The organism is Nodularia sp. LEGE 04288, from assembly GCF_963896525.1.
GTDB lineage: Bacteria > Cyanobacteriota > Cyanobacteriia > Cyanobacteriales > Nostocaceae > Nodularia.
Genome location: NZ_CAWQOY010000118.1, coordinates 27,559 through 47,699 on the forward strand (window position 1 = coordinate 27,559; position 20,141 = coordinate 47,699).

Genomic DNA, 20,141 nt, shown 5'->3' on the forward strand with positions numbered 1-20,141 from the left:
AACAGAATTGACAATTAACTAACCTTCTAAACCCTCATCACCTACCCCCCACGCAACTTTCCACATTCTCCTTGATGGTAGCCCTTCTCTTCGGTCGTAACTTGTTAAGCTAGATATAAAGAAAACTTGCTGGGTTAAACTTACACTACTTTCACTCATCTTGTGCCTCCCATTGCAAAACTATGAATCTAACTAAAAACCGACTCACCTTTGATCAATTCCTTAACTACGACTTCCCCGAAGAAGGTCGCTATGAACTTGTAAATGGAGAAATTATGCGGATACAGGCAACCAGAAAACATGATAAAATAGCAGATTTTCTCACTAGGAAATTTGATATCGAAGTTGAAACTCGCAATCTCAATTATCGAGTATCTGAAAGAATTGCCATTAGAACTTTAACAGCAAGTGGCAAAGAACAAGGTCGTGTTCCTGATGTTAGCGTAGTCGATAAAAACCTGTGGGATGCTAATTTATCCGCTTACACCGCTTTTATTGAACCGTTACAATTAGCAGTAGAAATAGTTTCTACAAATTGGGAAGTTGACTATATAGATAAACTCGATGAATATCAACATTTAGGTATTCCTGAATATTGGATTGTTGATTATTTAGCTATTGGCAGTCGTAATTATTTAGGTAATCCCAAAGAACCAACGATTTTTGTATATATTCTCAATGAACAAGGCATTTATCAACCAAATGCTTATCGAGGTATAGATAGGATTATATCACCAACTTTTCCAGAATTAAATATTACAGTTGCTCAAGTTTTTGCAGCATAAATACAAATATCAGTAAAATTGTCAGATATGCCCACAGAATTGAAAATTAACCAACACTTCCAAACCCTGACAACCTTCCCCCCACGCAACTTTCAACGTCAAACTATCCTGAAACTCCTCCACCACCAAGATATCCTACTGCGCGCCCCCACAGGATCAGGGAAAACCGAAACCGCGATCGCACCTTTCCTATTTGCTAAAATCCTCAACCTCGACTTCCCCAATAAATTAATCTACGTTGTACCTCTGCGAACCCTGGCTAACAGCCTCCGTCAAAGAACAGAAATCCTCGTGCAACGCTGGTCACAATGCCATCAAATCCCCTCCCCAGTTGTTACCCTGCAAACAGGAGAAAACCCAGAAGACCCCCGCTTTGAAGGTGATATAGTCTTCTGCACCATTGACCAAATGTTGAGCAGCTTCTTGAATATTCCTTACTCAGTTGGTCGTGGTTCTGCTAACGTCAACTCAGGAGCAATTTTCGCTTCTTACTTAGTATTTGATGAACTGCATCTACTCGACCCTGACCGTTCCTTTACTACCGTGATTAAAGTTTTGCAACAAGTCAAAGGTATTTCACCCTTTCTCCTCATGACCGCCACATTAACCAATGAACTTGCCACCCAAATTCAAAGTTTAATCGATAATGGAAATAATTCAAATTGAAGAAGCCGATTTACAAGCAATTGAAGGTAAACGTTGCCGGGTATTTCAAGCTAAATCCGCAGCGCTGACGGCGGAAGTTATCAAAGCTGATATTGAAAATTATCATCGGAAACGGGTAATCATCATCTGTAATACTGTTTCTCAAGCCCAGGGATTATATAGGGATTTAGCCGAACTGAATCATCCAGAAACACTAAATATTACCCTGCTACATTCTCGATTTTTACCCGAACATCGCGCCCAAAAGGAAACATTCTTAAAAGAAACTTTTGCCGAAAACTGGCAAGATGATGGTACTTGTTATGTACTGATTTCCACTCAAGTAATTGAAGCTGGAATCAACATCACCTGTCAAGTTATGCACAGTCAACTTTGTCCCATGAACTCGCTGCTACAAAGGGCGGGACGTTGTGCTAGATTTCTAGATGAGCAGGGGACAGTTTGTGTTTATCGTACCGTGGAAGTTAACCAAACTTATGCTGCAATTACAACAGCAGATTTAGACCCAGAATCAGATGAGGCTACAGATAAAAAAATAAGTTTTCTCCCATATCCCAAAGAAACCTGTGAGTTAACTTGGCAAGTATTAACAGCACATACTGACTCAAATCAGGTAAATGAAAATGTCGGATTTCGCACCGAAGAAATCTGGATTAATCAAGTTCATACCGCAGAAGATTTACTGCAACAACAACGCCGACAAAATAATCAAATGCAATTTGAGCAACATTTTGAATCGGCATTTATTAGAGGTGAACAGTCTGCTGCAAATGAATTAATTCGCTTGGTTGATAATCGCAGTTTGTTTATTTGGGAAGAAACCGGATTTATTGACTGTGAGGAAGAACCAATCGACCCTCGTCAATTAATGGCTTTTTCAGTTCCTCTGACTACACTTTTCAAAGTCTGGTGGGAGTTTAAGAAACTGGAGTCTGGTACAAATTGGATTTTTAAACGAATTGAAAGACCAAAAGGAAAGGCAGAAAGTTACAGTCAACCTGTTTGTATTGAAATTAAAACTCGTGAATCACTGATTAGCAGTGTACAGATTTTGGTTAATCATCGCTATGTGAGTTATACGGAGGATATTGGATTATTAATTGGCGTTAATGAATTTGGTAATGGTTTCGTTTCACCCCCAAAACCACAGCTCTCAATTACCAGTGAATATCGCTATCATATGGATACTTACGTGGGACATTTAGGCTGTATGTGGACTTGCTGGCGTAACCAATTTCAAACCACACGCTTAAAAAATGGTCAACCGGAAACAACTGTTTATAATAGTGTGAGAAATGAGCTATTATCGGCAGGGACAAAATTAATTAAAAACAAGATTTTCCCGCACATACAGGAATCAGAAGCAGCAGCCTTATTTGAATTATTAGTATTTTTCGCTATTTTCACCCATGACTTGGGTAAACTACAAATTAAATGGCAAGAAGTAATGCGGGGATGGCAGTCTGAAGCTAATTCTCATCCTGCATTTAAAGCTAAAGATCCAAAACAACACCTCTTAGCACACACCGATTATAACCCAGAAGATAACGAGCAAAAAATAGCACTCAAGAACTATGAAAAGCAACACAAACGTCCTAACCACGCTGTTGAAAGTGCTTACCTAGCCCAAGATATTCTCAACCAATCTTTAGTACCCCTACTGCGTGATTATTTTGCCGCAGATACTGAACAAATTCAATATATCCGACATACAGTAATTATGGCCGCTGGTCGTCATCATTCGGCTTGGGCTGGTGGCTGGAGTCAGGCAGATATAGCTAAGATTAAGAGTATAGCATTACACCCCCATGCTCAACAGGCGATCGCCCAAAGTTGGCGAGGTATGACACGCTTCCTTAACTCAAGTTTACCTTTAACAGCAGCGAATTTGAGTAAAAATATTTACCCGATAAAAAAAGACTTTGACCTGAATAAATTAAATAATGCTGACCAACTTGAGTATTTACATTTGTACTTGCTGGTAGTCAGGGCTTTACGACTATGTGACCAACGTTCCGTACAACTTTAATATTCTGTGTCTGTATCTTCCTGACTTAATTGTTGCTGAAACTCAGAAATTGAGTCTGTAATACTAGCTTTTTTCAACAACTGCTTCAACCGAGCATTATCATAAATTTGATTGAGTTGTTCAACTAATTCGGGAGGAACATGATTAAATCTAGCCTCTAAAACTTCAGAAATAGATTGCTGGAGAGTCTGTGTTATGCTTATGCGCTCAATGCTTGTGATGTATGTCATCTCTTGTTCAGCCTCATATTTTTTCTATGTCTGTATCTTCCTGACTTAATTCTTGTTGAAACTCAGAAATTGAGTTTGTAGTTACAGCCTTTTCCAATAGTTGATTCAGCGACTCAACATCATATAATTCATTCAGTTGTTCAACTAATTCAGGAGGAACATCTTTAAATCGAATTGTTAGAATTTTAGCAATATGTTTCTGGGTAGCTTGTGCTATGCCTATGCGTTCTATACTTGTGATGTATGTCATCTCTTGTTCAGCCTCAAAACGCTTCAATTCAGCTTTGAAATTCAAGTCTAAATCCGGTGGTAAAGTCATTAATCTATCTAGCAACCGGAATAGCTGAGAGATTTTATCTCTACTATAGCCTAACTCATACATTCGTTTAATCAGGCTCAACTTCCAGCGCAATCGACCTGTTAAATCTTGAGTTGTCGCTTGTGTCCGCAGATGCGCCATCACCAGTACAGCAAAAGGACTCTCACTTTGTTCTAATTCTAACCAATGGGCTTCGTAGTCTAGTAGCTTCACAATTGGAAATTGTAGACTCAGCCAACATCCCCAGCGTCCATAACTATATTCTTGCGGTCGCCAATTTGCTTGATTATCCCCCAGAATGGCCAAGCTCACCACTTCCTGATTATAACGGTCAAAAATTCGGTAATGGTAAGAAAACATCCGTTGGGCAAAGTTGGGATCTACTTGGCTTTGAATTTCCAAATGCACCAGCAACCAAGTTTCTTTTCCATCATTCAGCCAAACTTTAATTAGTTTATCGACAAATTGCTTACCAACTTCAGACTCTCTCATCAACTGCTGAAGTTCTTGGTCGAGAAACTCATAGCCTCGCGTCCAGTCAATTTCTGCTTGAATTTCTGGAAAAAAGAATGTGAGAAACGCTTCAAAGTATTGTTCTACACCTTCCTTCCAAGCACCATCATAGTCATCTCGTACTTCATTCACGGTTATTTCCGGTCAAAATAGCAAAAATATCATAACCTACATTTTGCACCTAGCCCTGGCGATTATAAATCGCGTAACCACTCAAAATAAGTCCACCTGCGTGGACTGAAAGAAAATCAAGGTTTTTAACCCGCGTAGTTGGTCACTGAGCTTGTCGAAGTGCGGGTTTCGTCTGTGTAGCCGCGACTTCTAGTCGCCTAGTGCTTTAATTCACTAAAACGAGTCCAACACATTGGAATAGGCTTCTTCCATGCGCGTATACAATGTTTGGAAGTACACAACTCGCCAGGGTTGAAGTTTAGATGATACAGCAGCTATATGTTACCAAAAAATTCGGCACTTATGCTGATACCTTTCTCATGCTTGGTTTGGCGCAGCTTGTGGAGTATGCCCTGAAAGCAACTAACCAAAAAAGTACAATTCAGCTTGTAGATGAAGGAATACGCTACTGCCTAAAACTAAAACAGACTGTCAATTTAGAAGCGATCGCTCAACTCAAATATACCAATCCTTTCCCCCCAGTCAAAGGTCAAAAAACTGACATTAGCAAAATCCCGCCGGAAACCGAACCTTTTGACACAGTGCAGAAAAGTGACGAGCGCAAACTTTATCGCAACTATGTATTTGAACAACGGGGAAAAGTTCAATTCAATGAAGATGCACCGAAACCACCCCATGCAAGTACCCAAAATGGCGTAATTCTGACTTCCATGCGCCATGATCGTAATCATAATGAACTTTGGCATTTAGGATGGCAACTCAAAGATAATTATGGCATTTTACTTACTTCTTTGATTCAAGCTTTTAGCCAAGAAAATTACCCCACTCTAGATGCAGAAACTCAAAAAATAGCCGAGTTATTCCAACAAGCTACCAGCCATAAATTACCCGAAACCGCCAGTGCAGTTAAAATTTATCTTCCTACATCTGTGCAAGGTGTGAATCGCACTAAAGCAGATAGCAATAAAGTAGATTCTCAAAAAGCAGATTGGTTAAGTTTATGGCTAATTGCAGGGGGATTATTTAATTTTGGGGTAGCAGAACGGGTAAAGATTGCAGAACGAGTTTATGATTGGCGAGTTGTGGTGCTGGAACCTCAAGATATTCAATTAACCAAATATCGGGAGGTATTGAATAAACTCCGCAAATTTAACCCACCTTCTGGGGGACATGGAATTGCCCGATTTGATGCCGAATTAATATTACGTTTTTGTCGGGAATTACTCAATCATCACCAAGGACAAGCAGACGCAGAAGCCGATGAATTTGATATTTGGCAACCAATTAACCATTTTGTGAGCAGCTTTTTGGGGACTCACTTTGGTTCTAAAGGTCAAGTTTATGGTGTTAAAGAAGTCTTTAGCTTAGGGCTACCGGGTTGGATTAGTCCTCAAAATTCGGCGGAATTAATAGATTATCAAAGTGTTTTAAACGAGCATTTATTGGTAATTACTAGTCTTTCTGCGGAAGAAGGCCATAGTGAATTATTGGCAGCTTATCGGGACTTTATTACTGGTAGTAACCTGTACCATTTTTTTCACTTTCAAGTCAGTTATGCTGATTATATTGTCAAACGTCTAGCAGATGCCAAAGCTAAACCTCCCCGTTTATTTTCTCTCAAGGGATTAAACCTCATGGTCAAAAATTTCCATCATCGTCAAAATGACCAAGATTGGTCTTTAACAGAAATCACTGAAGACCCTGGTTTTTTACGCATAGCTAAAGCGATTAACAGCGCTACAGTTTATGCAGGAAAAGAAGAACACGGTTGGGAAAGAATCTATGGTTTAGCCCAACGCTTGAGTAGTCAAGCAGGTTCTAAGAAAGATTTTATCATTGAATTATCAACCTTTTTGGCTAGTTACGAAAATGAAAATCTTCGCATTGATGAGGAATTAAAGAAAAAAGGGAAGTTCCGCCGCATCTGGACTACAAAAGATGATTTAGATGGGGTAATTCATCTAATTGAAAGATTTGGTTCTAGTTTAGTAGCTAACTTGTTAATTGCTTACGGCTATGCCAAAGGTTGGGGTAAAGCTAAAGATGCTGATAAAACCGATGCCACTCATAATTTAGAAACAGAAGGAGAATTAGACAATGACTAAGGTACAATTTCCAGTTTACTCAGTTTCCGTCAGTGGTTTAGTATCCTGGCAACTTCACGCTTTAAATAATGAGGGTAATGAGGGTAATCAATCCTTAACTCGGCGCTATTATATCATTCAAAAAGATATGAATGAACCTGAATATGTGAATGGTATTTCCGGCGATATGCTCAAACATATTCAGGCAGAACATTTACACCGGGTGGCGCTGGAGTCTGGATTAAGTTTATCGGAGGGTGGTAAGCAATTTAATCCTGATCGAATTGGTTATGATTTGGAAAAAAATCTTGCTGTTTTTACAGACAAAGATACGGATTTAGCTGCTAAAACAGGTAAAGTTATTCAACTTTGCAGTATTAGCGATTTGGAAGGTTTTATGGTGACAGAAAAGAAGGGACAAACCCTGAAGCGGGATTCTGTCATTGAATTTGGGGCTGTTGTCGGTTTACCTCGTGCGGTGAAAACTCAGAGTTATTTTCATGCTAAGTACGGTGTGGATAATCCAACTCCTTATAATGTGCAAGTCAGTTCTGGTTTATATGCCACTGTTTTGAATATAGAGGCTTTTCGGATTGGTTATAATCCTCACAATTTTGGTTACAGCATTGATATTGCTGAACGCAAAAAACGCTTAGATGCTTTACTCAAAAGTGTGCTGTATACCTATTTGCAGCCTAATGGAGCTAAACGCAACACTCATTTACCCCATCCTGACCATTTTGAAGGTGTGATTACTGTCAGTAGTCGGCGCTGTCCTGCACCAATGATTAGCCCTTTGGAGCCAGAATACAACAGTCAAATTCATAGTTTGGCAACTACATTAAATAATCTTAATGGTGCGGCAACAATTCATTGTTTTGATTTTAATAATATGGCTGAATTTGCCGACCAAATAGAAACTTTAATTGCTCAAAGTCTACCTTGGGAGAGTGAAAATGCCGAAGCGATCGCCTAAATCCGGGCCTAAGCAATGGCTCACTGTCACCTATCAACCTGTTAGCCTATTTTCACTCAAAAGGTCTGATGCCACTAGCATGGCGGCACGGTCTAATTTAGTGCCAACTCCTTACGCTATTAAAATGGCATTGTTAAAAGTTTTGCTAGAAAGTCAGGGAAGACAACACCAAAGTGATTTTACCCAATGGATTAATAGCGAATTTACCTGGATTCGAGATTTAACAATTTATATTTGGCCTCCAGAAAAATTGGTTGTAAATCGCAATGGTTACAAACTGCGTTATTACGACCAAACTGCCGACAAAGCAGATAAAACTCGTCCGACAATTCCCATGCAAGGAGGGTTTGTTTTTCGAGAATGGGTATATATGCAAGGAAATCTGCAAATTTGCTGTAGTGCGGGAAATCACTTAGCAGAGCTGGATGGACTGTTTGCCCAAATTAACTACTTCGGTAAACGCGGCTGTTTTTTCCAGTATCTTCCTGAATATCAACAAACAACGCCAGAACCCAGCTTTGAGCCAAATCCTACCACCGGCTTTACAGTGCAGCCGATGGATGATTTAGGTGAAAAAACTACTTTTAATCGAATTAATCCCTTTTCTAAGGATAAAGCCCAACTGGATAAAGACCGCGTAATTAAACCTGGATTTCTGCCTCTGCAACTTATGGCTACAAGTACCCGTTATGATATGTACCAAAGATACTGAGATTGCATTTGCTGGAGTTAACCTAGTTCTCAAGTCTACACCAAGTGCGCTCGCGCCAGCGCTGAGAAATCAGTTCGCTTCCACTGCGTTAACATCTTGGCTACCAGAAATTCAACCCGCACCGAGTTGGATTCCCTTACGAATTTCTGAGGGTGTAACTAAAATTATGCCTGTGTTGCCAGAAGCAATTCTATATCCCCATCTCATGCAATCAATCTGTCAGCGTATTACTGAAAATACTTTGGTGGAGTGGGAAAAAAAGCCCTATGAATTAACGGGAGTGGAAGTAGATGATCAGGCTTTGCATATCATTCAAGTTGCTATTTCCACCACACAACCATTACCATCAACCTTGGGACGAGCCATTCATGCTCAATGTTTTCAATGGTTAGCTATTGCCGATACTGCTTTAGCTGCACACCTGCATCAACAAGACAGTCTGCCCATAACTCTGGCAATGCGGTATAGTTCATCCCAAAAGCTGCATCTGAGAATTAGTTTATTACAAAAGGAACTCTTAGCACCGCTACTTTGGGGATTGAGTACTAACTTGGGTGGAGAAATTACTCTGGCGGGAATACCTTGTCGATTGGGTAAGTGCATAGATATTCTCCAAGCTAGCAGCTTTGAACAACTGGCGCGTATACCTGCTCAAAATGTTGTTGAATTAAAATTTCTCTCTCCTACCAGCTTTAAACAAGGTCGAGTTATACAGCCTTTTCCATTGCCAGATTTGGTTTTTGGCAGTTTATTACGGCGGTGGAATATTTTTGCCCCCGTAGAACTTCATTTTTCTCCAGTTGAATGGAATGCTTTAATTTCTGCTTTTGAACTGAAAACCTATGCTTTGAAAATGGCAGGCGGTGCAGAAATTGGGGCGGAAGGCTGGGTAAGGTATCGGTTTCTTGACCCTGAAAAATCCAGAATTGCGACAATCTTAGCTCATTTTGCTGAATTTGCGGGAGTGGGGCGGAAAACAGCGATGGGAATGGGACAGGTAGTAGTTCGTAATTCGTAATTCGTAATGCCTCTTTCAGAGGAGCTTCGCTAACGTAGTTCGTAATTTATGACGGAAAATTATTTGCCTTTGGCGTATCTGAATGCTTGGGAATATTGCCCACGTAGGTTTTACTTGGAATATGTACTCGGTGAAATGGAGGACAATGAACATATTATTTTAGGTCGCCATTTACACCGCAATATTGATGAACCCGGAACACTCCAGGAGGGAGAAACGCTAATTCACCAGCAGCAATGGGTGTGGTGCGATCGCCTTAAAGTTGCTGGTATTATCGATGCTGTGGAAGAGTGTGATGGTCAACTCGTGCCTTTGGAATACAAGAAAGGGAAAATGGCACAACACCTCAATGACCATTTTCAACTCTGTGCGGCGGCTTTATGTTTGGAAGAACGCACTGGACGGAGTATTACCTATGGTGAAATTTTTTATCACGCTAACCGCAGAAGGCAGACTGTAGCATTTACACCCCAACTGCGACAAATGACCGAACAAGCGATCGCTTTGGCGCACTTTGCTAGTCAAAACCCCATGCCAGCACCCATAGATCATACCAAGAAATGCGAGTCTTGCAGTCTGCAAGGAATCTGTTTGCCCTTTGAAGTTAAAAAATTACAACAGCAAAATTCCTAAAAATCACCATGAGTACTCTTTACCTCACCCAGCCGGATGCAGTTTTAAGCAAAGACTACGAAGCCTTTCAAGTTGCCTTAAAACAAGAAGATGGTACTTGGAAAAAACGAAAAGTTGCCGCCCAAACAGTAGAACAAGTCATACTCATGGGTAATCCCCAAGTCACAGGTGATGCTTTCGTCTACGCTTTGGAATTAGGAATGCCCGTTCATTACCTTTCCAGCTTTGGTAAATACTTGGGTTCAGCACTTCCGCGTCATTCTCGCAACGGTCAATTAAGATTGGCACAGTATCAAGTTTATCAAGACCCTGTGCGGCGTTTGGAATTAGTTAAAGCGATCGTCATCGCCAAAATTCATAACCAATATAATGTGTTGTACCGACACAATCAAAAAGATAACCCCCTCAAAGAACGCAAAAGTCTAGTCAAGACTCAACAAACCATAGACCAAGTAAGAGGAATTGAAGGTTTAGCTGCTAGAGAATATTTTGCCTGTTGGCAGCAGATGGTGGGTAATCAATGGACTTTTAATGGTAGAAGTCGCCGTCCAGCTACAGATCCAGTAAATTCTTTAATGAATTTTGCCTATGCTTTACTGCAAGGTCAGGTTATGGCGGCTGTTCACATTGCTGGATTAGACCCCTATATTGGCTATTTGCATGAAGTTCATCATGGTCAACCAGCGATGGTATTAGATTTAATGGAGGAATTTCGGGCTTTAATCGCTGATAATTTAGTGTTATCGGTGTTGAATAACCGCAAAATTCAGCCCGAAGATTTTACCGACAGTTTGGGCGCTTATCGTTTGAAGGAGAATGCTAAGAAAACCTTCTTGCAGGCTTTTGACCAAAAAATGAATGATGAATTTAAACACCCTGTATTTGAGTATAGATGTACCTACAGACGAGCCATAGAACTACAAGCACGTTTGTTGGGTCGTCATTTACAGGAGGGTATTCCTTACAAACCGTTAACATTGCGATGAGTACATTATTCTATCTGTTTATTTACGACTTACCCGATAATAAAGCGGCGAATAAGCGGCGGACTCGCTTGCACAAAATGTTGACTGGTTATGGGAAATGGACTCAATACAGTGTTTTTGAGTGTTTTTTGACTGCTGTGCAGTTTACCCAATTGCAAATAAAGATTGAGAAATTGATCAAACCTGATGAAGACTCGATTAGAGTATATGTGCTGGATGCTGGCAGTGTTAAAAGAACTATCACGTATGGTTCTGAAGTACCTCGACAAGAGCAGACAATCATTATATGATTGACCCATAACCAAAATTTTTGGCAGACCTATAGTGAGGTCAAAAACCCTGGGGGGTTCGCCAAATCGCCAGAACCTTGACAAATCAATAGTTACAGCGTTTCATTAGTTTCAGTTGGCAGTTTTCCAAAGCCTGAAACAAGGTTTCTAGATCAGCTTTGCCAAAACTACCTCTAGAATCGCCTTGTAGACTATGTTTCAAATGGCGGGCTTTCCGCTAACTAAATCCCCGCAAGGGGACTGAAACTTTTTCTTTGCCTGGTTCCATTCTGGCTGAGAATACCTTTCCGCTAACTAAATCCCCGCAAGGGGACTGAAACAATCGACGACGGGGGGGCGGCTGTGCCGCCCACCTTTCCGCTAACTAAATCCCCGCAAGGGGACTGAAACTTAATAAGCGTCGTTTGGGTTTTCGCCGTTTTTCTAACTTTCCGCTAACTAAATCCCCGCAAGGGGACTGAAACCTGGCATGGTAGTGAAGGAGGTTGTTGTCATTCAGCTTTCCGCTAACTAAATCCCCGCAAGGGGACTGAAACACTATTTTCGCAAGGGCTTTTGAATAGTCAAGGCGACTAAAAGCTTTCCGCTAACTAAATCCCCGCAAGGGGACTGAAACAATCGTAGATGAATGCAGATATAGGTTTTTCGTAGCTTTCCGCTAACTAAATCCCCGCAAGGGGACTGAAACAAATCTGTTTTTCTTTTCTCTTGTTCTCCCTTTTCTTTCCGCTAACTAAATCCCCGCAAGGGGACTGAAACTTTTGAGTACAAAGGGCTGCAAGATGCCAACTTCACTTTCCGCTAACTAAATCCCCGCAAGGGGACTGAAACATTTGATTGACACTATTGCTTGTATACCTGCTTTTCTTTCCGCTAACTAAATCCCCGCAAGGGGACTGAAACTTGATTTACAAAGGTTTTAGGAAGAAGCGATCGCTTACTTTCCGCTAACTAAATCCCCGCAAGGGGACTGAAACACAGACTTCCTCTCTCTTGACGAATTCCTCTACTTTCCGCTAACTAAATCCCCGCAAGGGGACTGAAACTAAATGGTCAAAATTTGTTACCATGTTGGAATATAAAGCTTTGTGGCATGACAGAATTGTGCAGAAAGTTAGTAAGTTTTATCCTTTGTCTCAGATTTGCAACTGCTGTGGTTTTAGCAATCCACTAGTCAAAGATTTAAAGTTGCGTGAATGGTCTTGTCCCAATTGTGGTAAACACAATTTGAGAGACGTGAACGCCAGTTTAAATATTCTGAGTGAGGGCTTGAAAATTTTAACAGCCACCGTGGGTATCCCGGAGGCTTTAAACGCCTGTGAAGAACTTGTAAGACCTGAAGCTATTCAGGCACAAATCGTTGAAGCTCCAAATCGTGTGACTTCTAGTCATGCGAGGTTCAAAAATGAATCTATGTTCATTGAATTAAGCTCAAAAGTGCCAATTTAAACAGATGCAACTAGAAGAAATTTTATCGGAATTAGAGAACAATACAAATAAGTTTCCCCGTTTAGCTTTAGAAAGAGCAATTGAAGAAAGAGAAGCTATAACTCCCATATTATTATCAACTTTAGAAAAGTTGAGTAGTAATCTTGAAGAGCTAGTAGAAAAAGAAGAATATACTTTACATCTTTATGCCTTATATCTACTAGCACAATTTAAAGAACCGTTAGCATATCCTGTAATCATCAAATTTTTCTCAGTGCCAGGAGAAATGGCATTAGATGTAACCGGAGATATAGTAACTGAGGACTTATGCAGGATACTGGCTTCTGTTAGTGATGGAAACATTGAACCAATAAAACAACTAATAGAAAATGAAGAAATCAATGAATACGTTAGAGGTGCTGCTTTAGAGTCATTATTGGTTTTGGTAGCTCTAGAAGTCATTTCTAGAGAACAAGTCATACAATACCATGCCGAATTGTTCTCAAATAAAGTTTGGAAAGAAGATGACTATATATGGACTAAGCTAGTTATTAATAGTGCAAAACTTTGTGCAGTTGAACTGAAGGAACAAATTGATAAAGTTTTTGCAGAAGATTTAGTTGATTTGTTTTTCATTAATGAAGAAGACGTAAATGATGGATTGCAAGTAGGGATAGAAGCAGCTTTGATTAAACTGCGTGAGAATCCACGTTATTCTTTTATTGAAGATGTGATATCAGAAACGAGAGACTGGGCTGCTTTTCACCCAGAAAGATTCCAACAACTCGATAACAGGTTAATTAACCCAGAAGGGTTTAGCTCTTATATCCCCAAGAAAGGGAAAAATCAAGCTAAGAAAAAGAAAAAAATCCAAGAACAATCTCGTCGAAAAAATCGGGCTAATAAAAAATGAATAAGCAAGAAACTCAACTTAAATAGTAATAATTGATGAAAAATAAGTATGATAGCGGTAGATTGATAAAATTTTCTTCACCAGATAAATTAAGTGGAACTGAAAATATACTGAAGTGTTCTATCTCCTATTCACCAATGCTTCGTTTTATTTTAATTGATGAGCAGAAACGAATATTTATGACCCAAAGATATTGATTTTTGGGAAGAATCGATGATTGGATAGATATAGGGAAACAAGATAGTCTTCAGGAGCTTGTGGAAAATTATGTGAAGCATCTCGGACAAGAGTCATTCTTTGAATTGCATTAATAATCAAACCAGAAAGAATAAAAATTATTGATATTATTTCTTTTCGTTAGGATACCAACCTGCCGGAATAATTGTAAAATCCCAGACATCCTTGAACACGTATATGCGCCCTATCATTTCTGATGGAGAGAGTAAATTCTTGTCGCCTTCTTTCCAATCTTTGTTATCGACTGTTCCCATAACTACATAGTTATTCCATACTATGTTAGGATTAGTTTTAATGAAAGCAGCAGCCATCAATGGCTCAATTTCGTGCTTCTTAGCGATAATTAAGTCACAATGTGGGCAATATTTACATTGTTTATTTAGTAAAAATAGTTGTTGTGGTTCAATATGAATAACTAAAGGAAATTTACGAACTTTCGTTTTCGTTTCACACTTTGGGCATTTAGTAAAAGCACAATCCTTGTAAGGATTTAGAAAAAATTTGTGTTTTTGTTTTGGAGATTTAGGTGTTGATATATTGTAATTATTTTTAGGCATTGTATCAATTTGGATAATAATCAAACCCTAAATGTTTTACTGGTGATAGTTTGTAGTAAAGCATTTATATTCTGTGGCTGCCAAGGCCAAAGCCCTACTAACCGAAATCTTTCGAGTGCTGCTTGATATGACTGTTCATCATTATATTCTTCTTCAATATACTGATTGTTATGATAACCATAAATCATACAACTTGCATCAATTGCTTTCAAAAATGGTTCGGGGACAGTTACAGAATTTAAACTATTAAAAGATGCATTAATATATGTATGTATGTAGTTGAGAAAATTATTAATTTCTTGGCGCGTCAATTCTGATTCAAATATTTCATTCTGTATTTTATCAGGTATATCTGATTCATCTTCAAATACTTTATATAGTCGATAATATATCCAACCTTTAGAATCGAAAATATGCAATAAATACAAAAAACTTCCTATTGCTTTATTAATAGTTAGTAATAAGGGGAAACTAAAAGAACTTTTATAACTATCAACTAAATCACTGCTATTTCCAAAAAGCCAAGTTAATGTAATAAACGACTTTGCTAGATCCAAATTCGATTTGTTTTTATCTTCAGATAAGTAAATATCATTGTAAAATGAAGAGTCATCTTTAATAGCAAGACTATTTTTTTGAATTTTTCTATATTCATAATCATCTAATCTCCACAATTCATATTTAATTCCTTCCAATTCAAACTCAAATTTGATTCGCTCTTGAATTTGTCTAACTACTTGCCTCATGTGCTTTGACTCATTTATTAAATACAATCAAATACGGTACAAGGCATATAAATCTTCTAAAGCTAGCATATTGACGTGAAAAACTTCTACATCAACATCTTAACACAAAAAGCAGTCCTGGAAGGCTTGTACTGAGCTTGTTGAAGTGGCGGGGCTTGCATCCCATTATTTTTGGTCATCAGATGTTGAAACTTGCACATGAAAGCGGTAGGCGATGTCAAGTTTTCATTGGTGAATTGCTCAGACGGCAAACTGCTAAATGCTAAAGGGAGCATCCCACTTTGGTAAATATATCTTTTTTGTTTAACCGGGGAATCAGGTTTTTACGTTTTAACGAAATATGTATCTTCCAAATTGGGATACGCCCCCGCTAAAGCTGTATCTGTCGCCTGACCATTAGACCTTTTGCTTAATAAGCTCTGTCCACTGGCTGGGAGCAATAAATATGGCTACGCCAAATTCCTGTGAGATGCGTTTTGATTTATCCACATTGTGCCATTAGAGATATCCACCAACTAAAAAATAATCATCAGCTTGGGACAGCAACAATCAATCATCAATCCCAAATAGTTCGTAACCAAGGGACTTATTGGGTAATTGTTTAGCTGCATTCTGATTCTGGCGTTTAAGTGAACCCTGGTTTTAGTATGTGCAAATACAAATTTTGCGTAGTTGTTCAACTATGAACGCTACGCGAAATTTGAGTGAAAATAATTATCAACTAACTAAAATGGTACAAGCAATTGCAAATGAAGCATTTCTGAATGATGCTGTAGTTGAACGTTACAACTTTTCTAAACTCAATAAAACTCGGATTCGGCTGACGATCAAGCTGAAGAAAACCACGAAAAGCAATTCGCCTCGTTGGACTGATGTTTTAAAGGCTGAAGGCGAAGAATCAGACTTAATCAAAGTTAAATCTTCCGAAGTAGGTTTGCGAGGTATAAAAGTATTCAAAGCTTTGGACGAAGCAGCATCTCAATTACGACAGGAAATTGCTTCTGTTCAGGAGTGGATGACTTCAGACAATGGCGACTGGATTTGTCCGATTGACCTCGCACCTTTAGTTTGGAGTCAGTTGCTCAATATTCGGGATGTAATTGCGCCAACACTCCGCGATGGACTCAAAGAGTCATACACAGAGGGATTGGCTGATTACCAAGAACGCATCGAAAACTTCATATCGTTGAATGTCTGGGAACTACCTCAAGACAAACAAGAAGAAGTCAAAGCCAACTTACTCAAGGCATTCCCAACTTTGCCTGATTTGGAGGACTATTTACAAGTTGTGATTGGTCGTCCGGTGATTATCCCGGCTTTGTCCGAACAACTGAACCAACAACAAGCTGAGTGCTTGCAACAAATTACTCAGTTCATCCAACAGTATGACCAAAACCTGGAGGAACGGTTGCGGGAGTCTGCGATCGCCGGTGGAGAACAATTAGCATCCCAGTTGCTGGAGGAACTAGCTGATTGGCAGCCAGGACGTAAGCCAGTGCAGTTCAAGAAGAAGATGGAGAAACATCTGAAGAAAGTGCGGGTGCTGCTAGCGAATGCCTCACCTGACGCTGGAGCCAGTCTTGCCCAAATGATGGAAAATCTGGATGCCATTGTCAATGATCCTGCTATTGAATCTAAGAATTTAGGTTCAGATGGGCGGTCACAACTTCAGCAGAAGATGGATGCAATCTACTCAAAACTACTGGATGAGCAGCGCAATCTGCAACAGTTAGCAAACGGTGACGTGGGATTAACTCAAGCCACTGTCAAATCGTTCAAGTTCCGTTAGAAAAAGTGATGCCCTGAGAAATTCGGGGCATCGCATCAATGCTAGTATTTCAGGTTTCATGATGTCACATTTCTCAAAAATCGCAGTCAAATTCAAAGACCAGTCCTGTCTGGTCGAGGGGTTGCAGCGATTCGGTTTCTTTCCCATGCTTCACGACAAGCCAGTTAATCTTTACGGCTATCGGGGAGACAAACAAGCGCAGATGGCTCATGTTGTTGTACCCCGAAACCAAATCAGCAGCATGAGTAACGATTTAGGCTTTTTCTGGAACGGGACTGAGTACGAGTGCCTGATTAGCGAATACGACCAGGGAGCAGGAATGGCACAAGCAGGACAAGGACTGGGTGCAAATTTTCTCTCTAAGCTGCAAGAGCAGTACGTCAACTTGTACTTACCAAAACTTGCTACGCAACTTGGTGGTGAAGTGGTAGCAACTGCAACAAATGGTTCTGTCACGACCGTTCGCGTTTCATTAACAACTCAAACTAGGAGATAAAATGTCACATTTCTCAACAGTAAGAACTCGATTAGTCAATCGTGAGTGTTTAGTTCAAGCCTTAGAGGATTTAAAACTCAAACCCCAAGTTCACGAAATAGCACAGCCGTTAACTGGCTACTACGGGGATTCGCAAGGGCAGAGTGCGGAAATTATAGTGTCTGGTCGCACAATTAAAGCCCGTGCAGACATTGGTTTTCGGTGGAACTCGAATTCTGGAGTGTATGACGTAATTCATGACGATTGGGAAACTTCCCCCCGACTTGGTGAAAACTTCTTTAGTCACAAACTAATGCAGACTTACGGAAAACGGATGGTACTAGCCAAAGCTGAAGAATTGCGCGAAAAATTTGGCGAATGTTCCATAGCCGAGACAACTGAAGGTAAAGTACAAACCTTTCGGCTGACTTTCGCCGGACATCAAGAAGTCAAACAATACGCTAGGAGATAATCAATGGAACGTTCAATACTGATACATTTTGACAAAAAGACTGGTGAAGTTCGAGTAGAGGCTGAGGGGTTTGAAGGGCTATCTTGCCTAGAAGCGACCCAGCCGTTTGAGGAAGCGTTGGGAGTTGTGGGCGATCGCGAATTTAAAGCCGAAGCGCAAACCCAACAGCTTAGAACTAATTCTAATCATCAAACTCGTTTAAGACAATAACAAAAAGGGGGGATTAAGTTCCCCCAATCGATTATGGAATTACCCAAAGAATACGCGATGGTTCATATTTACGCGCCTACGAAAGCCAGAGAACCAATCGTAATCAAAGGCAATACAGAGGGTTTGTGTGTGCTGGTTAATGCAATTCTTTCTGCTATTGGCTTTGGTGATGGAACTGCGGAGATTTTTGACGGCAAAGCCGAACTTCATGAGGTAGTCGTGAAACTGGTTGAAACTCACGATGAACTCGCACCATTGCCTTATAAAGATTTACAAGATGAACCTAAATAATATCTTTGCCACTCTAGATTCTCAAATTCCAATTGTGGCTCTTGAAGTTCTTGCACCAGAAGAAGCCACGATTATTCAGTGGCTCACAACGCAAGCTAAGGAAAAGCTTGAGAGTCCCGTATTCTTCTGGAATCTGGGAGTTTCGAGTCTGGAGCAATGTCTGATAGCTGAGGACGGTGGGCTAGTATTTAAGCCAGTCCCAGAGTACAAGCGCCCGACTCATGTTGACTCGTTGTTGTACATTTTCGAGTACATTAACAACTTTGATGGTGTAGGTGTTTTCATCCTGGGTGATGTCCATCCCTTTGTGGGTAAAAATTCTGCTCAATTGAGTTGGGAAATTCTCACCAGGGTCAAGAACTTGTACCACAGACTCAAGCCCACGGAAAAACGCATCATCTTTCTGGGTCAAAGTATTGAACTACACGATTCTCTGGTGCGGCTGATTCCGTTCGCGGAAGTGCCTCTGCCAACAATTGAGCAAGTTCAAGAGCGTTTAGAATCGTACTTGCAGTATTTGAAGGAATCAGCCTCCGAACAGGAAGTTTCATTCCGAATTCTGCTATCAGACGACAATAAAGAAACTTTGGCACGGGCAGCGCTGGGATTGACCCTAGAAGAAATCAGCGACTTTCTGAGGCTCACGGTCAAAGAAAGTTTGAGCAGCGCTGGCATTACAATTGATGCCAGTGTCATCGCCAAGGTGGTTGAGTACAAAACCCGGCTGCTATCTCAAATGGGTATTGAGTTGGGAAAACCAGCTACAATCCCATTCGGTGGACTTGACCTATTGCGTGATTGGTTGCAACGGCGGCGACGATTGTTTACACAAGAAGCGCGATCGCTCAATTTACCCCAGCCTAAAGGTGTGTTATTAGCGGGTCCACCGGGAACTGGTAAATCTATATGCGCTAAGAATATCGCCAGCATTCTCAACTTACCACTATTGCAACTGGATATTGCATCAATGCTTGGTTCTTTGGTTGGGGAATCTGAGGGCAATGTCCGTCGCGCACTCAAGACTGCCGAAGCGATCGCACCGTGCGTTCTATGGGTGGATGAAATTGAGAAAGCCTTATCTGGTCAGAGTGATAGCTCTGGAGTATCCCAAAGAATCCTGGGGAATATCCTCACATTTATGAGTGAGTGTACGGCTGGGGTGTTCGTTGTCGCAACCTGTAATGATCCATCGGCGCTACCCAGTGAACTCAAGCGAAAGGGTAGATTTGATGAGAACTTCTTTGTTGATTTACCGAGTGAGCCTGAGAGAGTGCAGATTCTCAAGATTCATCTGCAACGATTTGGCATCAGTGTCGAGGATGAATATTTGGAGGCGATCGCTAACAATACTAACAAATTTTCCGGTGCTGAACTGGAAACTCTAGCATCTGAAGCGGCACTACTGGCATTTGATCAGGGACGACCGCAACAGGTCACTTTGGGTGATTTAGAGGCTTGTCGGCAAACTATAACACCTTTAGCTGTCCAAGATGCTGCTTCTGTAGAACGAATGCAAACTTGGGGTGCGATTCGTTGCTTAGTGAATCTCGGTATCCAGCCCGTACATAACTAAGCCAGCCCGACAGCAGATTACTGTCACTAAAGGCTGAACTCTCGGTCAGATGCAGGTGTAAATCCTGCCATTCAGAC

21 protein-coding genes, 1 pseudogene and 1 CRISPR repeat array are annotated in these 20,141 nt (G+C 40.5%); of the genes and pseudogenes, 18 read left to right on the top strand and 4 right to left on the bottom strand.

The features are described 5' to 3' along the window. The first annotated feature begins 182 nt into the window (after positions 1 to 182). Genes AACX33_RS14880 through cas3 form a run of 3 tightly spaced genes read left to right on the top strand, consistent with a single transcriptional unit; the run spans position 183 to position 3,480 of the window. A complete protein-coding gene (locus AACX33_RS14880) occupies positions 183 to 785 on the top strand; it encodes a Uma2 family endonuclease (protein ID WP_227789112.1) in 603 nt (200 codons plus the stop codon). A gap of 27 nt (positions 786 to 812) precedes the next feature. Beyond that, complete coding sequence (locus AACX33_RS14885; protein WP_227789113.1) at positions 813 to 1,451, top strand: DEAD/DEAH box helicase; 639 nt, start codon at positions 813 to 815, stop codon at positions 1,449 to 1,451. After that, the gene (gene cas3, locus AACX33_RS14890; RefSeq protein ID WP_227789114.1) at positions 1,432 to 3,480 is read left to right on the top strand and encodes a CRISPR-associated helicase Cas3'; all 2,049 of its coding nucleotides are present in this window, start codon (positions 1,432 to 1,434) and stop codon (positions 3,478 to 3,480) included. The genes AACX33_RS14885 and cas3 overlap by 20 nt, the downstream gene beginning before the upstream one ends. On the opposite strand, the gene AACX33_RS14895 is transcribed toward cas3, so the two are convergent. Together AACX33_RS14895 and AACX33_RS14900 are read right to left on the bottom strand one after the other, a co-directional pair. Beyond that, positions 3,477 to 3,710: a hypothetical protein gene (locus tag AACX33_RS14895; protein WP_227789115.1), complete on the bottom strand. Its 234-nt coding sequence runs from the start codon at positions 3,708 to 3,710 to the stop codon at positions 3,477 to 3,479. The genes cas3 and AACX33_RS14895 overlap by 4 nt on opposite strands. A gap of 13 nt (positions 3,711 to 3,723) precedes the next feature. Then, positions 3,724 to 4,674, bottom strand: coding sequence for an Rpn family recombination-promoting nuclease/putative transposase (locus tag AACX33_RS14900; protein ID WP_227789116.1), 951 nt, complete (start codon positions 4,672 to 4,674; stop codon positions 3,724 to 3,726). A 302-nt stretch (positions 4,675 to 4,976) separates the two neighbouring features. On the opposite strand from AACX33_RS14900, the gene AACX33_RS14905 reads away from it, so the two are divergent. The 9 genes and pseudogenes from AACX33_RS14905 to AACX33_RS14945 all read left to right on the top strand — a co-directional run bounded on the left by AACX33_RS14905 (position 4,977) and on the right by AACX33_RS14945 (position 13,714). Further along, entirely contained in the window at positions 4,977 to 6,779 is a 1,803-nt protein-coding gene (locus AACX33_RS14905) for a hypothetical protein (RefSeq protein WP_227789117.1), read from the top strand. Then, on the top strand, positions 6,772 to 7,734 hold the full coding sequence (locus AACX33_RS14910) for a DevR family CRISPR-associated autoregulator (protein WP_227789118.1): 963 nt from the start codon (positions 6,772 to 6,774) through the stop codon (positions 7,732 to 7,734). The genes AACX33_RS14905 and AACX33_RS14910 overlap by 8 nt, the downstream gene beginning before the upstream one ends. Next, positions 7,715 to 8,446, top strand: coding sequence for a hypothetical protein (locus tag AACX33_RS14915; RefSeq protein ID WP_227789119.1), 732 nt, complete (start codon positions 7,715 to 7,717; stop codon positions 8,444 to 8,446). Before AACX33_RS14910 ends, AACX33_RS14915 begins: the two co-directional genes overlap by 20 nt. Beyond that, positions 8,424 to 9,464, top strand: coding sequence for a CRISPR system precrRNA processing endoribonuclease RAMP protein Cas6 (cas6, locus tag AACX33_RS14920; protein ID WP_227789120.1), 1,041 nt, complete (start codon positions 8,424 to 8,426; stop codon positions 9,462 to 9,464). The genes AACX33_RS14915 and cas6 overlap by 23 nt, the downstream gene beginning before the upstream one ends. Positions 9,465 to 9,512: 48 nt before the next feature. Continuing rightward, positions 9,513 to 10,097, top strand: coding sequence for a CRISPR-associated protein Cas4 (gene cas4, locus AACX33_RS14925; protein ID WP_227789121.1), 585 nt, complete (start codon positions 9,513 to 9,515; stop codon positions 10,095 to 10,097). An 8-nt stretch (positions 10,098 to 10,105) separates the two neighbouring features. Continuing rightward, entirely contained in the window at positions 10,106 to 11,083 is a 978-nt protein-coding gene (gene cas1d / locus AACX33_RS14930; protein ID WP_227789122.1) for a type I-D CRISPR-associated endonuclease Cas1d, read from the top strand. Next, a complete protein-coding gene (cas2, locus tag AACX33_RS14935; protein ID WP_089093472.1) occupies positions 11,080 to 11,373 on the top strand; it encodes a CRISPR-associated endonuclease Cas2 in 294 nt (97 codons plus the stop codon). The genes cas1d and cas2 overlap by 4 nt, the downstream gene beginning before the upstream one ends. Before the next feature lie 210 nt (positions 11,374 to 11,583). Continuing rightward, positions 11,584 to 12,419: a CRISPR direct-repeat array (repeat unit 37 nt; unit sequence CTTTCCGCTAACTAAATCCCCGCAAGGGGACTGAAAC). A 16-nt stretch (positions 12,420 to 12,435) separates the two neighbouring features. Continuing rightward, a pseudogene (locus tag AACX33_RS14940) lies at positions 12,436 to 12,822 on the top strand (zinc ribbon domain-containing protein); the annotation flags it as partial. Between the two features lie 4 nt (positions 12,823 to 12,826). After that, a complete protein-coding gene (locus tag AACX33_RS14945; RefSeq protein WP_227789124.1) occupies positions 12,827 to 13,714 on the top strand; it encodes a DUF1186 domain-containing protein in 888 nt (295 codons plus the stop codon). A gap of 344 nt (positions 13,715 to 14,058) precedes the next feature. Here the strand turns inward: AACX33_RS14945 and AACX33_RS14950 are convergent, their stop codons facing one another. Next, positions 14,059 to 14,508, bottom strand: a complete 450-nt coding sequence (locus AACX33_RS14950; protein ID WP_227789125.1) for a hypothetical protein — start codon at positions 14,506 to 14,508, stop codon at positions 14,059 to 14,061. A 20-nt stretch (positions 14,509 to 14,528) separates the two neighbouring features. Then, positions 14,529 to 15,254, bottom strand: coding sequence for a hypothetical protein (locus tag AACX33_RS14955; protein ID WP_227789126.1), 726 nt, complete (start codon positions 15,252 to 15,254; stop codon positions 14,529 to 14,531). A gap of 730 nt (positions 15,255 to 15,984) precedes the next feature. Here AACX33_RS14955 and AACX33_RS14960 point away from each other — a divergent pair. From AACX33_RS14960 to AACX33_RS14985, 6 genes are read left to right on the top strand one after another with little or no spacing between them, the layout of a single operon-like run. Further along, positions 15,985 to 17,043: a hypothetical protein gene (locus AACX33_RS14960; RefSeq protein WP_227789127.1), complete on the top strand. Its 1,059-nt coding sequence runs from the start codon at positions 15,985 to 15,987 to the stop codon at positions 17,041 to 17,043. 58 nt (positions 17,044 to 17,101) lie between these two features. Next, positions 17,102 to 17,539, top strand: a complete 438-nt coding sequence (locus AACX33_RS14965; protein WP_227789128.1) for a DUF1257 domain-containing protein — start codon at positions 17,102 to 17,104, stop codon at positions 17,537 to 17,539. A 1-nt stretch (position 17,540) separates the two neighbouring features. Further along, positions 17,541 to 17,990, top strand: coding sequence for a DUF1257 domain-containing protein (locus AACX33_RS14970; protein ID WP_227789129.1), 450 nt, complete (start codon positions 17,541 to 17,543; stop codon positions 17,988 to 17,990). A gap of 3 nt (positions 17,991 to 17,993) precedes the next feature. After that, positions 17,994 to 18,200: a DUF2997 domain-containing protein gene (locus tag AACX33_RS14975; protein ID WP_227789130.1), complete on the top strand. Its 207-nt coding sequence runs from the start codon at positions 17,994 to 17,996 to the stop codon at positions 18,198 to 18,200. A 33-nt stretch (positions 18,201 to 18,233) separates the two neighbouring features. Continuing rightward, positions 18,234 to 18,491, top strand: a complete 258-nt coding sequence (locus AACX33_RS14980) for a hypothetical protein (protein ID WP_227789131.1) — start codon at positions 18,234 to 18,236, stop codon at positions 18,489 to 18,491. Next, positions 18,478 to 20,064, top strand: coding sequence for an AAA family ATPase (locus AACX33_RS14985; protein ID WP_227789132.1), 1,587 nt, complete (start codon positions 18,478 to 18,480; stop codon positions 20,062 to 20,064). Before AACX33_RS14980 ends, AACX33_RS14985 begins: the two co-directional genes overlap by 14 nt. The last annotated feature ends 77 nt before the right edge of the window (positions 20,065 to 20,141 follow it).